The sequence below is a fragment of the Citrobacter sp. RHBSTW-00986 genome (assembly GCF_013783065.1).
In the GTDB taxonomy this organism is placed as follows: Bacteria; Pseudomonadota; Gammaproteobacteria; order Enterobacterales; family Enterobacteriaceae; genus Citrobacter; species Citrobacter braakii.
Map to the genome: position 1 here is coordinate 4,776,201 of NZ_CP056200.1, position 16,559 is coordinate 4,792,759.

The following is a 16,559-nucleotide window of genomic DNA, read 5'->3' on the forward strand; positions in this document are numbered from 1 at the left end:
GGAGCGATTATGTCTTTTCATGATCCGCTAACGCTAAAACTGAGCCTGCGTGAAAAATTCGCCTACGGAGTGGGTGACTTCGGCTCAAATTTGATGCTGTGTATCGGTACGCTGTATCTGCTTAAATTTTATACCGATGAACTAGGGATGCCGGCGTATTACGGTGGGATTATCTTTTTGGTGGCGAAGTTCTTCACCGCTTTCACTGATATGTTGACCGGTGTGTTGCTGGACTCAAGGCGTAATATTGGCGCAAAAGGGAAATTCAGGCCCTTTATTTTGTATGCATCATTTCCTGTTGCTGTCGTTGCCAGCGCGCAGTTTTTAGCGACAGATTTTACGCTAACGGTGAAAACCGGGCTGGCGACAGTGTTGTTTATGCTGTTCGGGCTGTTCTATAGCCTGATGAACTGCTCCTACGGCGCGATGGTGCCCGCGATCACGAAAAACCCGCATGAACGAGCTCAGCTCGCCGCCTGGCGTCAGGGCGGAGCTACCGTAGGCCTGTTACTGTGTACTGTTGGCTTTATGCCTATTCAGGCGCTATTTGTTAGTTCACCTTCGCTGGGTTATCTGATTGCCGCACTGATCTTCTCCGTCTGCGGACTGTTCAGTATGTGGTGGTGCTTTAGCGGTGTGAAGGAACGATATATCGAAATCGTGCCGGATCACCATAAGCCCAGCATTCTCAAGTCGTTCTGCGCCATTTTCCGTAACCCTCCACTGCTGGTGCTGTGTGTCGCCAATCTGTGCACGTTGGCGGCATTCAACATCAAGCTGGCGATCCAGGTGTATTACACCCAGTACGTGCTCAACGATATTCATCTGCTGTCGTGGATGGGTTTCTTCAGCATGGGATGCATTCTGGTTGGGGTACTGCTGGTTCCCGCGGCTGTAAAACGCTTCGGTAAAAAGCAGGTTTACCTCGGTGGCCTGGCGCTATGGGCTATCGGTGATGTGCTGAACTTTTTCTGGGGCAGTACGTCATTTTTATTCGTCACGTTCTCTTGCATGGCCTTCTTCGGAACCGCTTTTGTTAACAGTCTAAACTGGGCACTGGTTCCGGATACGGTCGATTATGGCGAATGGAAAACGGGGATCCGTGCGGAAGGTTCGGTGTATACGGGTTATACCTTTTCTCGCAAAATTTCTGCTGCGCTCGCAGGCTTCCTGCCAGGCATCATGCTGACGCAAATCGGTTATATCCCCAATATAGTCCAGAGCGATGCCACACTGCTCGGTTTGCGTCAGCTTATTTTCCTCTGGCCTTGCGGACTTGCAATTATTGCAGCACTCACGATGGGCTTCTTTTATAAGCTCAACGAAACTCGTTTTGCTTTTATTATTGAGGAAATCAGCCAACGGAAGAAAAACAACATCCAACCGGACCCTATTACTAATAAAAAGAACACCTCTGCTGTAAACGTATAAAAATAATTGCCGCCTATTCCATCCCAATGGATGGCGGCCTCCCTACGCGTAAAAAATGGATTTATCATGAAAAAATTAACGACAATAATTCTATTATCCTCTGTGGTATCAACCTCTGCTTTCGCTGGAGCCTATGTAGAAAACCGCGAAGCATATAACCTGGCATCCGACCAAATGGAGGTCATGCTGCGCGTTGGCTATAACTCCGATATGGGTGCGGGTATCATGCTTACGAACACCTACACTATGCAACGCAAGGATGAGTTAAAACACGGCTATAACGAAATAGAGGGTTGGTACCCGTTATTTAAACCAACAGATAAATTAACAATCCAGCCTGGAGGGTTAATAAACGATAAGAGTATTGGCTCAGGCGGTGCTGTTTATCTGGATGTTAACTATAAATTTACTCCGTGGTTTAATCTTACCGTGCGTAATCGATATAACCATAATAACTACAGTTCAACCGACCTAAACGGTGAGCTGGATAATAATGATACCTATGAAATAGGCAACTACTGGAACTTTACCATTACCGATAAATTTTCCTATACCTTTGAACCGCACTATTTTATGCGAGTCAATGACTTCAATAGCAGCAATGGAAAAGATCATCACTGGGAAATTACCAATACCTTTAAGTATCGTATCAATGAACACTGGTTACCCTACCTTGAATTACGCTGGTTAGATCGCAATGTTGAACCCTATCATCGCGAACAAAACCAGATTCGTGTTGGGGCAAAGTATTTCTTCTAATTCTCCTGATGATAAAAAAAGCCGCTGAAATCAGCGGCTTTTTTATGCTTACCTGAGAAAGAGCGTTAATTACTCTTCTTTCGCGCCACGCATTGCACGGCGACGATCGTTTTCAGTCAGGTGACGCTTACGGATACGGATAGAGGTTGGGGTAACTTCTACCAGTTCGTCGTCATCGATGAATTCCAGAGCCTGCTCCAGAGTCATCTTAACCGGCGGAACCAGAACCGTTGCTTCGTCAGTACCGGACGCACGCATGTTGGTCAGTTTCTTACCGGTCAGGCAGTTTACAGTCAGGTCGTTAGAGCGGCTGTGAATACCGATGATCTGGCCTTCGTAAACTTCAGCACCGTGACCCAGGAACAGCTTACCGCGGTCCTGCAGGCTGAACAGTGCGAACGCAACTGCTTTACCCTGGCCGTTGGAGATCAGTACGCCGTTCTGACGCTGACCCACATCACCCGCACGAACATCGTCGTAGTGGCTGAAGGTGGAGTACAGCAGACCGGTACCGGAGGTCATGGTCATGAATTCTGAACGGAAGCCGATCAGACCACGGCTTGGGATCACGTAGTCAAGACGTACGCGGCCTTTGCCATCTGGATTCATGTTTTTCAGGTCGCCTTTACGCTCACCCAGAGCCTGCATGACAGAACCCTGATGCTGCTCTTCTACGTCCAGCGTTACGTTTTCGAACGGCTCTTGTTTACGGCCGTCGATTTCGCGGAAGATTACTTTCGGACGGGAAACCGCCATTTCGAAACCTTCACGACGCATGTTCTCGATCAGAACAGACAGGTGCAGCTCACCACGACCGGATACACGGAACGCATCCGCATCTTCGGTTTCTTCGACGCGCAGCGCAACGTTGTGCACCAGCTCTTTGTTCAGGCGGTCAAGGATCTGACGAGAGGTAACATATTTACCTTCTTTACCACAGAACGGGGAGGTGTTTACGCAGAAGAACATGGTTACGGTCGGTTCATCAACGGACAGAGCCGGCAGCGCTTCGACGTTCTGCGGGTCGCAGATGGTGTCGGAGATGTTCAGTTCGCCCAGACCGGTGATCGCGATGATATCGCCCGCTTCGGCAATATCACTCTCGATACGTTCCAGACCCAGATGGGTCAGAACTTTACCGACTTTACCGTTACGGGTTTTGCCTTCGCTATCAATGATAGTGATCTGCTGGTTCGGTTTAACTTTACCGCGTTTGATACGGCCGATGCCGATTACGCCAACGTAGTTGTTGTAGTCCAGCTGAGAGATTTGCATCTGCAGCGGGCCATCAAGGTCTACGCTTGGAGCCGGAACACGATCAACGATGGTCTGATACAGCGGAGTCATGTCTTCAGCCATATCTTCGTGATCCAGACCTGCGATACCGTTCAGCGCGGAAGCATAAACGATCGGGAAGTCCAGCTGCTCGTCGGTAGCGTCGAGGTTAACGAACAGGTCAAATACCTGATCAACAACCCAGTCAGGACGCGCGCCAGGGCGGTCAACTTTGTTGATAACAACAATTGGCTTCAGGCCATGGGCAAAGGCTTTTTTGGTCACGAAGCGCGTCTGCGGCATCGGACCATCCATTGCATCCACCACCAGCAGCACGGAGTCGACCATGGACATTACACGTTCCACTTCACCACCGAAGTCGGCGTGCCCTGGGGTATCAACGATGTTGATACGGTAGTCATTCCATTTGATAGCGGTGTTTTTAGCGAGGATGGTAATCCCACGCTCTTTCTCCAAATCGTTGGAGTCCATCACGCGCTCTTGGGTTTCAGCACGTGCATCGAACGTACCGGATTGTTGGAGCAGCTTGTCTACCAGGGTCGTTTTACCATGGTCTACGTGCGCGATGATGGCGATGTTACGCAAATTTTCGATCACAACTTTGCCTCAGGCATTTTAGAAATAGCGCGTTATTGTACACGGATTAATCGCAGTACAAAACAGGATCACAAACATCCTCCGCAAACAAGTATTGCAGAGTTTCTTTGTGATCACATTCACGGAGCGTTAAAAGGGGTAATCTGACATGCTTTGCACCAATATGGTGCTTAATGTTCACGTTAAAGCACTATAATGGTGCAATACAACCTTCATGGTGCAGCCCCTTTGCACGATAGTGCGCATGATAACGCCTTTTAGGGGCAATTTAAAAGTTGGCACAGATTTCGCTTTATATTTTTTACGGCGACACGGCCAATTTTTTGCAGAATTGAAGACTTCGTTACCACGACGACCATGACCAATCCGGGAGAGTAAGTATGTCCGCTGAACACGTTTTGACGATGCTGAACGAACACGAAGTGAAGTTTGTTGATTTACGCTTCACTGATACCAAAGGTAAAGAACAGCACGTCACTATTCCTGCTCATCAGGTAAATGCCGAATTCTTTGAAGAAGGCAAAATGTTTGACGGCTCCTCAATCGGTGGCTGGAAAGGCATTAACGAATCAGACATGGTTCTGATGCCAGATGCGTCTACTGCACTTATCGACCCGTTCTATGAAGAGTCCACCCTGATCATCCGTTGCGATATCCTGGAACCAGGTACGCTGCAGGGCTACGACCGCGACCCGCGCTCCATCGCTAAACGCGCTGAAGAGTATCTGCGTTCTACCGGCATTGCAGACACCGTTCTGTTCGGGCCTGAGCCAGAGTTCTTCCTGTTTGACGACATCCGTTTCGGCGCGTCCATTTCCGGTTCCCACGTGGCTATCGATGACATCGAAGGCGCATGGAACTCCTCCACCAAATACGAAGGTGGTAACAAAGGTCACCGTCCTGGCGTGAAAGGCGGTTACTTCCCGGTTCCTCCGGTAGATTCTTCTCAGGACATCCGTTCTACCATGTGTCTGATCATGGAAGAAATGGGCCTGGTTGTTGAAGCGCATCACCACGAAGTGGCGACCGCAGGTCAGAACGAAATCGCGACCCGCTTTAACACCATGACCAAAAAAGCGGACGAAATTCAGATCTACAAATATGTGGTTCACAACGTCGCTCACCGTTTCGGTAAAACCGCGACCTTTATGCCAAAACCTATGTTTGGCGATAACGGTTCCGGTATGCACTGCCACATGTCTCTGTCCAAGAACGGCGTAAACCTGTTCTCTGGCGACAAATATGCGGGTCTGTCTGAGCAGGCGCTGTTCTACATCGGCGGCGTAATCAAACACGCTAAAGCGATCAACGCCCTGGCTAACCCAACCACCAACTCTTACAAGCGTCTGGTCCCAGGCTACGAAGCGCCGGTAATGCTGGCTTACTCTGCCCGTAACCGTTCTGCTTCTATCCGTATTCCGGTAGTGGCTTCTCCGAAAGCGCGTCGTATCGAAGTGCGTTTCCCGGACCCGGCTGCTAACCCGTACCTGTGCTTCGCAGCACTGCTGATGGCGGGTCTTGACGGTATTAAGAACAAGATCCACCCGGGCGAAGCCATGGATAAAAACCTGTACGACCTGCCGCCGGAAGAAGCGAAAGAGATCCCACAGGTTGCTGGTTCTCTGGAAGAAGCACTGAAAGAACTGGATCTGGACCGTGAGTTCCTGACTGCAGGCGGCGTGTTCACCAATGAAGCGATCGATGCGTACATTACGCTGCGTCGCGAAGAAGATGACCGCGTGCGTATGACTCCGCACCCGGTAGAGTTTGAGCTGTACTACAGCGTTTAATTAGTACCAATACTCCGTAGATTTCTTGTTGCGACCCACGCGGCTGTAGCAAGAAAAATATAGAGTCTTTAAGTTGCCGTGGAACTTTTAGCCCATCCCAGGATGGGCTTTTTTCTCCACTAACAACCTGCTTCCTCGCGCTTTTTTGATGTAAAAAGCTATAATGCACTAAATTGGTGCAACACTTTTCAGGAGACTGCTGAATGGCAACCGGCACGCTGCCCGATGCTGGGCAGATCCTCAATTCTTTAATCAACAGCATCTTACTCGTCGACGATGAGCTGGCGGTACATTACGCCAACCCGGCGGCACAACAGCTGCTCGCCCAAAGCTCCCGCAAACTGTTTGGTACCCCACTTCCGGATCTGTTGAGTTATTTCTCCTTAAACATCGGGCTGATGCGAGAGAGCCTGGAAGCAGGCCAGGGCTTTACGGATAACGAAGTGACGCTGGTGATAGATAGCCACTCACACATCCTCTCTGTGACCGCTCAGAGGCTGCCTGATGGCCTTATCCTGCTGGAGATGGCGCCAATGGATAACCAGCGCCGTCTGAGCCAGGAACAGCTCCAGCACGCCCAGCAGATTGCTGCCCGCGATCTGGTGCGTGGCCTGGCGCACGAAATTAAAAACCCGCTGGGTGGATTACGCGGCGCGGCGCAACTGCTCAGTAAAGCGCTTCCGGACCCGGCGCTGACCGAATATACCAAAGTCATTATTGAGCAGGCCGACCGCCTACGTAATCTGGTCGACCGTTTGCTGGGACCGCAACAGCCGGGAATGCACGTCACGGAAAGTATTCACAAAGTGGCGGAGCGCGTGGTAGCGCTGGTCTCGATGGAGCTGCCGGAAAACGTCACGCTGATTCGTGATTACGACCCGAGTCTGCCTGAATTACTGCACGACCCGGACCAGATCGAGCAGGTTTTGCTGAACATCGTGCGCAATGCTTTGCAGGCGCTGGGACCGGAAGGCGGCGAAATTATTCTGCGTACCCGCACCGCGTTTCAGCTCACGCTGCACGGTATGCGTTATCGTCTGGCGGCGCGGATTGATGTTGAGGATAACGGCCCGGGAATTCCCTCGCATTTGCAGGACACGCTGTTCTACCCAATGGTCAGCGGTCGCGAAGGCGGTACCGGCCTTGGATTATCCATCGCCCGTAATTTGATTGATCAACATTCCGGCAAAATTGAATTTACCAGTTGGCCGGGTCATACCGAGTTCTCGGTTTACCTGCCTATCAGGAAATAAAGGTGACGTTTATGCAACGAGGAATAGTCTGGGTAGTTGATGACGATAGTTCCATCCGTTGGGTGCTTGAACGTGCGCTCGCAGGGGCAGGACTAAGCTGCACTACATTTGAGAGTGGTAAAGAGGTACTGGACGCGCTGGCCAGCAAAACGCCGGACGTACTGCTGTCGGATATCCGCATGCCGGGCATGGACGGCCTGACGCTGTTAAAACAGATCAAACAGCGGCATCCAATGCTTCCGGTCATCATAATGACCGCACACTCCGATCTGGATGCTGCCGTCAGCGCCTACCAGCAAGGGGCGTTTGATTATCTGCCCAAACCTTTTGATATTGATGAAGCCGTGGCGCTGGTCGAACGCGCCATCAGCCATTATCAGGAACAGCAGCAACCGCGTAATGTTCAGATCAACGGCCCAACAACCGACATCATCGGCGAAGCACCGGCAATGCAAGACGTCTTTCGCATTATTGGTCGCCTGTCCCGTTCTTCAATCAGCGTATTGATTAACGGAGAGTCCGGGACCGGTAAAGAGCTGGTCGCCCATGCGTTGCACCGTCATAGCCCGCGCGTCAAAGCACCGTTTATCGCGCTGAACATGGCTGCTATTCCGAAAGATTTGATCGAGTCTGAGCTGTTTGGCCATGAAAAAGGGGCGTTTACCGGGGCGAATACGATTCGTCAGGGGCGCTTTGAACAGGCAGACGGCGGCACGCTGTTCCTCGATGAAATTGGCGATATGCCGCTGGACGTGCAGACACGTTTATTGCGCGTATTAGCCGATGGACAGTTTTACCGCGTTGGCGGTTATGCGCCTGTGAAGGTGGACGTACGTATTATCGCCGCTACGCACCAGAACCTGGAACTGCGGGTGCAGGAAGGCAAATTCCGTGAGGACTTATTCCATCGCCTGAACGTCATCCGGGTGCATCTGCCGCCACTGCGCGAACGTCGGGAAGATATCCCACGCCTGGCGCGTCATTTCCTGCAGGAGGCCGCCCGCGAACTGGGAGTAGAAGCCAAGCAATTACACACTGAAACCGAGGCGGCGCTCACCCGTCTGTCATGGCCGGGAAACGTGCGTCAGCTTGAGAATACCTGTCGCTGGTTAACCGTAATGGCCGCCGGACAGGAAGTACTCATTCAGGACTTACCGACCGAACTGTTTGAAACCACCGTGCCTGACGCACCGTCCCATATGCAGCCAGACAGCTGGGCAACCCTGTTGGCACAGTGGGCGGATCGGGCATTACGTTCCGGTCATCAAAACCTGCTTTCAGAGGCTCAACCGGAGATGGAGCGCACGCTGTTGACCACCGCGCTACGCCATACCCAGGGGCATAAACAGGAAGCGGCACGGCTGCTCGGTTGGGGCCGTAATACCTTGACGCGAAAGTTAAAAGAACTCGGAATGGAGTGACGATCGGTCACTGTGTAAAGATTGATAATTGAGCGCAAATTGCTGCTATTTTGCGCTTTACTGTTCCGATGAGTTAAGTATGATCGTGCCCGGCAAACGGGGGGGAAGTCATCATGCTGGAATCAATGATAAATCTGCTATCGCAGCGGTGCGGTTGAAAGCCATACGCCACAAACTGCGGTTGCCGCCGTGCTGTGTGCGGCGCTGGTTGGGCTGTTCAGCTAGCGGGTTTGTCGGGTGGCGCTTCGCTTACCCGACCTACGTATTGAGATTTCGTAGGCCCGGTAAGCGAAGCGCCACCGGGCAACCCGGCTAAATAACGCGCGAGAACTGCTGCAAACGCGCTTTCTGGCGCAGATATGCATCGAAGCACATGCAAATATTACGAATCAGCAGACGCCCCTTCGGCGTAACCTGAATCCCCTTCTCATCCACATCCACCAGCCCATCTTTCGCCAGCGGCGCCAGCAGTTTCAGGTCTTCGGCAAAATAGTCAGCGAAGTTCAGATCCCATTGTTGTTCCACGGCGGCATAGTCGAGGCGGAAATTGCAGATCAGGAGCTTAATAACATCCCGACGAATGCAGTCGTCGCGGGTCAGGGCAATTCCGCGCCACAGCGCATTCCCCTGCTCGTCTACCTGCTGGTAATAGTGCTTCAGCTCTTTCTGATTCTGCGCGTAGTTGTCGCCAATCATACTGATGGCCGATACGCCCATCCCCAGCAGATCGGTATCCCCCTGGGTGGTATAACCCTGGAAATTGCGATGCAAAACGCCCTCGCGTTGAGCAATGGCCAGTTCGTCATCCGGGCGGGCAAAGTGATCCATGCCAATGAACTGATAGCCAGTTTCGGTCAGTGAAGAGATGGTCTCCTGCAGGATATCCAGCTTCTGCTGCGCGCTGGGCAGGTCGGCATCTTTAATCTTGCGCTGGGCAGCAAACAGCGTCGGCAGGTGCGCGTAGTTAAAAACGCTCAGACGGTCTGGATTCAGCTCAGCCACGCGTTTCAGGGTAAAGGCGAAGCTCTCTGGCGTCTGTTTTGGCAGGCCATAAATAAGATCGATATTCGTTGAGGTAAAGCCAATCTCCCGCGCATGATTCAGCAGCGCAAAGATAAACTCCTCATCCTGCTCACGGTTCACCAGGCGCTGGACTTCTTTGTTGAAGTCCTGCACTCCCATGCTCAAACGGTTAAAACCTTCAGCGCGTAAATGATCAAGAACATCCAGCTCGATTTCACGCGGATCCACTTCGATCGAGATTTCGGCATCGTCGTTAAAGTTGAAATTGCCACGCAGCAGTGACATCAAACGGCTGATTTGCGCTTTATTCAGATACGTTGGCGTGCCGCCGCCCCAGTGCAGCTGGCTGACATGGCGTCCGGCGAACAGCGGTGCGCGATGGATAATTTCTTGTTCCAGGGCATCGAGATATTGATCTGCTTTATGCTGCTGGCGAGTCACAATCTTGTTGCAGCCACAGAAGTAGCACAGTTTGTGGCAGAACGGGATGTGAACGTACAGCGAGAGCGGACGCTCAGGATAACGCGCCACGGCCTTTAGAAATGCTTCTGTGCCGTAGTCTTCAGAAAACTCCAGCGCGGTCGGGTACGAGGTATATCGTGGCCCGGAATAGTTATATTTCTGGATCAGGGCCAGGTCCCAGTCTATTAACTGCTCTGACATGCTCACTCCTTCCGATGGCGTCTCTGGCGGGTACGGCGTACCGGCTTAACCCCAGTGCGGGTGATAAGCCGGTTGCGCAGCCACTTCTGTCGCCGCGACAACCGCTGTAGTTTAACGAATAACCACACCAGATAACATATAACCGGAAGGGTTATAAGCAGGACGGGAAGACCCACGGTGTAAAACCGTTAGTTGCCGCCTTTCAGCAGACGCATCATGTCTTCCTGCTTTTCTTCCTCTTCCTCTTCTTCCTCGTCATCGTAAGAAAGACCCAGCTTTTGCATCAGCTCATCGATGCGGTCCAGCTTGGCATCAACCCAGGTCTGATCTTCCGCGCTCAGGGTTTCTCCTGCTTCAAGACGCTCCAGCAGCGCATCCAGGCGCTCATCCGTTTCCAGTAAATCCAACTCAGCCTGTGGTGAAAGCATAGGTTTCTCACTCTTCGGTTTGTGCTGTTTGGTGACTTTTTCGGTCACGCCCAATGGAATGGGGTTTTTGCTGCCAATACGAGGATCTTTTTGCTTATTTTGGTTTCCGCCACCAGATGCGCCTTCGCTACCGGACGCACGGCTACCCGCCGCATGACCACGGTGTTTTTTCTGGCGCTTACGGTCGCGAGCTTCCTGATTAATTTCTTCGCGTGTTTTACGACGCGCTTTTGCAGGACCTTTACCGCGTGGTGTAGAAGTTGGTTTCATCATGATTCGTCTTTGGCTGTTTTATTCAGTATATAATTGCGCCGGAATCTAGCAGAAATAAAGAAAAAAGGCGACAGAGTAATCTGTCGCCTTTTTTCCTGACTCTCAACCCTTACGGGCTCTACAATCCTTGTTGGCTATCAACACACCCTGTTTTTCCCTTAGCCTGAAACATTCCGTGTTGTTTCCATTTCCTTTTACTAACGTCTCCGGACGTTTGTCTCCCTGACAATCCTGTGTCTTCGCCTCCTGGCGCTCCTGACCCTCATCCTGAGTCGACTATCCTGTCAGCTTCCTCGCTATGGGCGTTACTTTACCGCTTTGGTTTAAACGTACAAGTAACCTAGGTAACAATTTCGGACTTTAAGAATAGTGCCTTATCTTAACTATATGATTTATTTTGGTTACGTCATTTTTTACTCTGTCATCTCGTATAGAAACTATCGGCAATGTCTCACAAAGTGCGAGGTTTTTACTTACATAGCCTACGCGTCGAAAAACCAGCCTTTTGCTGGGGTTCAGGTATAATCGCTGCAAAGCCCTGATTGATGGAGAGGACTGCTTTGACTAACTTGAATTATCAACAGACGCACTTTGTGATGAGTGCGCCTGATATTCGCCACTTACCTTCCGATACCGGTATCGAAGTGGCTTTTGCTGGCCGTTCCAACGCAGGCAAATCCAGTGCGCTAAATACCCTGACGAATCAAAAGAGTCTGGCGCGTACATCTAAAACGCCGGGTCGTACTCAGCTCATCAACTTGTTTGAAGTCGTTGACGGCAAACGCCTGGTCGATTTACCAGGATACGGTTATGCCGAAGTTCCGGAAGAGATGAAGCGCAAATGGCAGCGCGCGCTGGCTGAATATCTGGAAAAACGTCAGAGCCTGCAAGGTCTGGTGGTATTGATGGATATTCGTCACCCACTAAAAGACCTCGATCAGCAGATGATCTTGTGGGCGGTTGAGAGCAACGTTCAGGTTCTGGTACTGCTGACTAAAGCAGACAAGCTGGCCAGCGGTGCGCGCAAAGCCCAGTTGAATATGGTACGTGAAGCCGTACTGGCATTTAACGGTGATGTACAGGTAGAAGCATTTTCATCACTGAAAAAACTGGGCGTGGACAAACTTCGGCAGAAGCTGGATAGCTGGTTTAGTGAACTGGCGCCGATTGAAGAGATGCAGGACGGGGAATAACCCACCGATATGCCGGATAGCGCCGTTGCGCGTCTTACCCGGCCTACAGCCTGTGCGAAACTTTTCTTTCGCACAATAAAAAACGCCCCAGTCATTACTGACTGGGGCGGCTAAAATATTCAGCCAAATCCGATTACGTGAAGTAAAAGGTCTGAAAGATAGAACATCTTACCTCTGTACCCTACGTGAATAACTTTACTCTTTTTTGAGCAGCTCAGAAAGCACTTTTTGTAATTTTTTTTCATTCCTTACATAGGGAATTCTAATGGACATCACAAAAAGTTCTATCTTATGTTGCTTAGTTACGAAAAAGGGGCGTTATTCAGTAAACCCTTAGTGCGCCTGATCCCAGTTTTCGCCACTACCGACTTCCACCAGCAACGGCACATCAATCTGGGTCTCGTTTTCCATCAGTTGATGGATCTTTTTAGAGACGCTTTCGAGGTCATCTTTATGCACTTCAAACACCAGTTCATCGTGTACCTGCATGATCATGCGCACACGTGGTTGCTCGGTTTGCAGCCACCCGTCCACCGCAATCATGGCTCGTTTGATAATGTCTGCGGCAGTACCCTGCATCGGGGCGTTAATTGCCGCGCGCTCTGCACCAGCGCGACGAGCGCCATTACTGGATTTAATATCCGGTAAATAGAGACGACGCCCTTCCAGCGTTTCGACATAACCTTGCTCTTTTGCCTGTGCACGGGTGCGTTCCATATATTCCAGCACGCCAGGGTAGCGTTCGAAGTAGAGGTCCATGTACTTCTGTGCTTCTTTACGCGGAATATTCAACTGGCGCGCCAAACCAAAGGCACTCATCCCGTAGATCAAACCGAAGTTGATGGCTTTCGCGCTGCGGCGTTGTTCACCAGTCACGGAATCCAGCGGTAAGCCAAAGACTTCCGCAGCCGTTGCGCGGTGAATATCTTTCCCTTCGGCAAATGCGGTAAGCAGACCTTTATCACGCGAGAGATGCGCCATGATACGCAGCTCAATCTGTGAGTAGTCTGCGGAGACAATCACGTAGTCTTCTGGCGCAATAAACGCCTGACGAATACGACGACCTTCGTCATTACGTACCGGGATGTTCTGCAGGTTTGGATCCGTAGATGATAAGCGCCCGGTAGCGGTCACCGCCTGGTGATAGGAGGTGTGAACGCGCCCGGTTTTCTTGTTAATCATCAACGGAAGCTTATCCGTATAGGTCGACTTCAGTTTTGCTAAGCCGCGATATTCCAGGATCACTTTCGGCAATGGGTAATCAAGCGCGAGCTCTTCCAGTACCTCTTCCGACGTTGATGGCGCGCCGCCAGGGGTTTTCTTCAGCGGCTTAATACCCTGCTTTTCAAACAGGATAGTTTGCAGTTGCTTGGTGGAAGAGAGGTTAAACGCTTCTCCGGCGATCTCGTGCGCTTTTTGCTCCAGCTCGTTCAAACGCAGCGTCAGCTCTTCTGAATGTTTGTGCAGAACAGCCGGATCGATTTTCACACCATTGCGCTCAACGCGAGACAAAACAGGAACCAGCGGCATATCGATATTTTCAAAGACGTTCAGCGGTCCTTTATGCTGCTGCAATTCTGGCCACATTTTGAGATGGAGCTGTAGCGTAACGTCGGCATCTTCCGCAGCATAACGTCCGGCTTCTTCCAGCGCTATCTGGTTAAAGGTCAGCTGGTTTTTGCCCTTTCCGGCGATCTCTTCAAAGGTGATGGTTTTATGTTTCAGCCAGCGGTCCGACAGGCTGTCCATATCGTGTCGGCCAGCGACGCTGTTAAGAATGTAGGATTCGAGCATGGTGTCATAGGTGATGCCACGCAGTTCAATGCCATAGTTCGCCAGGATACCGCGATCGTACTTCAGGTTTTGCCCGACTTTATGCGCGTTCTCATCTTCCAGCAGCGGCTTCAGCAATACCAGCGCGCGGTCGCGAGCGATCTGATCGGGGGCGTCCAGGTAATCGTGGGCAACAGGAACATATGCAGCCACACCCGGTTCAATGGCAAAAGACAGGCCAACCAGATTCGCGGAGATGTTGTCCAGGCTGTCAGTTTCTGTATCGAAGGCAAAGACAGGCGCTTTTTTCAGCTTCGCAATCCACTCTTCCAGCGTCGCTTCATCCAGAATTGTCACATAGTTATCATACGAGAGAACCGTGGCCGGCCCCTCAGGCGTTTCATCGACGGCGATAGTTTCCTGTGGTTTTGCCGCCGGCTTCGTTCCTTTCGCCTGTAGCCATTTACCCGCTTCAACGTCAGTAACCCAACGCTTGAATTCGTACTGTTTAAACAGGCCAAGTAGTTCATCCGCTGCCGGCTGACGTACTTCCAACTGCTCGCAGGTCAACTCCAGTTCAACATCCGTTTTGATGGTAGCTAATTGATAAGAGAGGTACGCTACCTCTTTATTCTGCTCAAGTTTGCCCGCCATAGTTTTCGCACCACGGAAAGTCAGCCCCGCGATTTTGTCTGATTCAGCATAGAGGGTATCCAGCCCCCCCAACCCCTGCAGCAGAGCCTGCGCGGTTTTTTCACCTACGCCAGGAACGCCTGGGATGTTATCTGAGGAATCCCCCATCAGCGCCAGGAAATCGATGATCAGTTCTGGTGGAACACCATATTTATTCACCACTTCATCCGGGCCGAGGATCGTATTGGTCATGGTGTTGATCAGGGTGATATTCGGCGTCACCAACTGAGCCATATCTTTATCACCAGTGCTAATCAGCACCGGACGCCCCACCTTCTCTGCTTCCCGCGCCAGCGTACCAATGACATCGTCTGCTTCCACGCCCGAAACAGCCAGCAGTGGCAACCCCATCGCTTTTACCATCGCATGCAGAGGCTCAATCTGCGCACGCAGATCGTCCGGCATGGGTGGGCGGTGTGACTTGTAGTGTTCGAATAACTCATCACGGAAGGTTTTACCCTTAGCGTCGAATACCACCGCAGCATGGGTCGGCTGATATTGCAGAATCAAGCTACGCAGCATGTTGAGGACACCATACATCGCGCCAGTAGGTTCTCCTGCACTGTTGGTCAGCGGCGGGAACGCATGGTATGCGCGATACAGGTAAGAGGAGCCATCTACAAGGATAAGTGGGTTTTCTGGGATCTGAACCATAATGTCCGTGCCTGTTTATCAGATTATGGGTAAAGGATGCCACAGACAGGATGAAAACATGAGTTTTTCGCCGCATTTGTCGAAAAACTTTTGTAGATCTTCTGCTTTGCTCGCAAAGAAGACTGTGGATAACTTTGTGAATAAATAATTTTCAGCTCTTTAAATATAGCAATAAAATTAACACATCATTTATTTTGTACATATATTTCAGAAGCTTAAATAAATGCGTAGCATTTTATTCCATTTATACAGCTTATATCCTGATGTGGATAGATATTCCCTTTTTTTCTATTCAGGGAAGATCCATCATTTGGTTCGTTTTCTGATAAAATCAGCCCCTTGCGCCTCTTTAGCGCACTATCTATGGCTAACCTTTTGAATAATTTAATTATGACGAGAATACTCGCTGCGATAACGCTGTTGCTGAGTATCGTATTGACCATATTGGTCACGATTTTTTGTTCTGTGCCGATCATCCTTGCCGGGGTTGTAAAACTCCTTTTGCCCGTTCCCGTTGTCTGGCGCAAGGTTTCTGTCTTCTGTAATTTCATGATGTACTGCTGGTGTGAAGGTCTGGCGCTACTGCTACACCTCAATCCGCGACTGAAGTGGGATGTCGAGGGGCTGGAAGGTCTTAGCAAGAAAAACTGGTATCTGCTCATTTGTAACCATTACAGCTGGGCTGACATCGTTGTGCTTTGCGTTCTGTTCCGTAAGCACATCCCCATGAATAAATATTTCCTCAAGCAACAACTGGCCTGGGTGCCCTTTATTGGCCTGGCCTGCTGGGCGCTGGATATGCCGTTTATGAAACGCTATTCGCGTGGCTACCTGCTCCGTCATCCAGAACGGCGCGGTAAAGATGTCGAAACAACGCGTCGTTCCTGCGAGAAGTTTCGCGTACACCCGACAACTATTGTGAATTTTGTCGAAGGTTCACGCTTTACCAAAGAGAAATGTGAGCAAACCCGCTCTCCTTATCAAAACTTGCTCCCTCCAAAGGCGGCCGGTATTGCGATGGCATTGAACGTACTGGGGTCGCAGTTCGATAAAATGTTGAACGTCACGTTGTGCTATCCGGAAAACAGCAGCCGACCGTTCTACGATATGCTGAGCGGTAAGCTAACGCGTATTGTCGTGCGGGTAAATCTGGAGCCAATTCATGAAGAGTTACACGGTGATTACGTCAACGATAAGGGATTCAAGCGTCGGTTTCAGCTGTGGCTTAATACGCTGTGGAGTGAGAAAGACGCGCAGCTCGACGCGATTAAAGCCTCAAATGAAAAAGCCGGTCAGCACAAGTGACCGGCTT

Annotated in this window: 12 protein-coding genes and 2 pseudogenes; 8 read left to right on the forward strand and 6 right to left on the reverse strand. The window is 50.8% G+C overall.

Annotated elements, in window-relative coordinates:
• Positions 1-9 precede the first annotated feature (9 nt).
• Entirely contained in the window at positions 10-1,431 is a 1,422-nt protein-coding gene (locus HV345_RS23010) for an MFS transporter (protein ID WP_131380424.1), read from the forward strand.
• Between the two features lie 66 nt (positions 1,432-1,497).
• Entirely contained in the window at positions 1,498-2,190 is a 693-nt protein-coding gene (ompL, locus tag HV345_RS23015) for a porin OmpL (protein WP_019077945.1), read from the forward strand.
• 69 nt (positions 2,191-2,259) lie between these two features.
• On the opposite strand, the gene typA is transcribed toward ompL, so the two are convergent.
• Positions 2,260-4,083: a ribosome-dependent GTPase TypA gene (gene typA, locus HV345_RS23020; protein WP_008786988.1), complete on the reverse strand. Its 1,824-nt coding sequence runs from the start codon at positions 4,081-4,083 to the stop codon at positions 2,260-2,262.
• A 380-nt stretch (positions 4,084-4,463) separates the two neighbouring features.
• Here typA and glnA point away from each other — a divergent pair, with 380 nt between their 5' ends.
• The 4 genes and pseudogenes from glnA (at position 4,464) to HV345_RS23040 (ending at position 8,772) form a co-directional block, all read left to right on the forward strand.
• Positions 4,464-5,873 carry a glutamate--ammonia ligase gene (glnA, locus tag HV345_RS23025; RefSeq protein ID WP_003028638.1) on the forward strand — a complete coding sequence of 470 codons (1,410 nt, stop codon included), beginning with the start codon at positions 4,464-4,466 and terminating at the stop codon, positions 5,871-5,873.
• 203 nt (positions 5,874-6,076) lie between these two features.
• Entirely contained in the window at positions 6,077-7,126 is a 1,050-nt protein-coding gene (glnL, locus tag HV345_RS23030; protein ID WP_016155163.1) for a nitrogen regulation protein NR(II), read from the forward strand.
• 11 nt (positions 7,127-7,137) lie between these two features.
• Positions 7,138-8,547: a nitrogen regulation protein NR(I) gene (gene glnG / locus HV345_RS23035; protein ID WP_016155162.1), complete on the forward strand. Its 1,410-nt coding sequence runs from the start codon at positions 7,138-7,140 to the stop codon at positions 8,545-8,547.
• A 113-nt stretch (positions 8,548-8,660) separates the two neighbouring features.
• A pseudogene (locus tag HV345_RS23040) lies at positions 8,661-8,772 on the forward strand (YshB family small membrane protein).
• Positions 8,773-8,859: 87 nt separating this feature from the next.
• On the opposite strand, the gene hemN reads toward HV345_RS23040, so the two are convergent.
• From hemN to HV345_RS23055, 3 genes and pseudogenes are all read right to left on the reverse strand, one after another.
• Positions 8,860-10,233, reverse strand: a complete 1,374-nt coding sequence (gene hemN / locus HV345_RS23045; protein ID WP_016157864.1) for an oxygen-independent coproporphyrinogen III oxidase — start codon at positions 10,231-10,233, stop codon at positions 8,860-8,862.
• A 188-nt stretch (positions 10,234-10,421) separates the two neighbouring features.
• Complete coding sequence (gene yihI, locus HV345_RS23050) at positions 10,422-10,931, reverse strand: Der GTPase-activating protein YihI (protein WP_019077947.1); 510 nt, start codon at positions 10,929-10,931, stop codon at positions 10,422-10,424.
• A gap of 105 nt (positions 10,932-11,036) precedes the next feature.
• A pseudogene (locus HV345_RS23055) lies at positions 11,037-11,285 on the reverse strand (hypothetical protein).
• A 209-nt stretch (positions 11,286-11,494) separates the two neighbouring features.
• Here HV345_RS23055 and yihA point away from each other — a divergent pair.
• A complete protein-coding gene (gene yihA / locus HV345_RS23060; RefSeq protein WP_005121851.1) occupies positions 11,495-12,127 on the forward strand; it encodes a ribosome biogenesis GTP-binding protein YihA/YsxC in 633 nt (210 codons plus the stop codon).
• A 333-nt stretch (positions 12,128-12,460) separates the two neighbouring features.
• Here yihA and polA read toward each other — a convergent pair whose 3' ends face one another.
• Complete coding sequence (gene polA, locus HV345_RS23065) at positions 12,461-15,247, reverse strand: DNA polymerase I (RefSeq protein ID WP_181636104.1); 2,787 nt, start codon at positions 15,245-15,247, stop codon at positions 12,461-12,463.
• Positions 15,248-15,462: 215 nt separating this feature from the next.
• Positions 15,463-15,798: a hypothetical protein gene (locus HV345_RS26540; RefSeq protein ID WP_019077950.1), complete on the reverse strand. Its 336-nt coding sequence runs from the start codon at positions 15,796-15,798 to the stop codon at positions 15,463-15,465.
• On the opposite strand from HV345_RS26540, the gene HV345_RS23070 reads away from it, so the two are divergent.
• Positions 15,692-16,552 (forward strand): acyltransferase, encoded by an 861-nt coding sequence (locus HV345_RS23070; RefSeq protein ID WP_223949845.1) that lies wholly within the window; start codon positions 15,692-15,694, stop codon positions 16,550-16,552. The genes HV345_RS26540 and HV345_RS23070 overlap by 107 nt on opposite strands.
• The last annotated feature ends 7 nt before the right edge of the window (positions 16,553-16,559 follow it).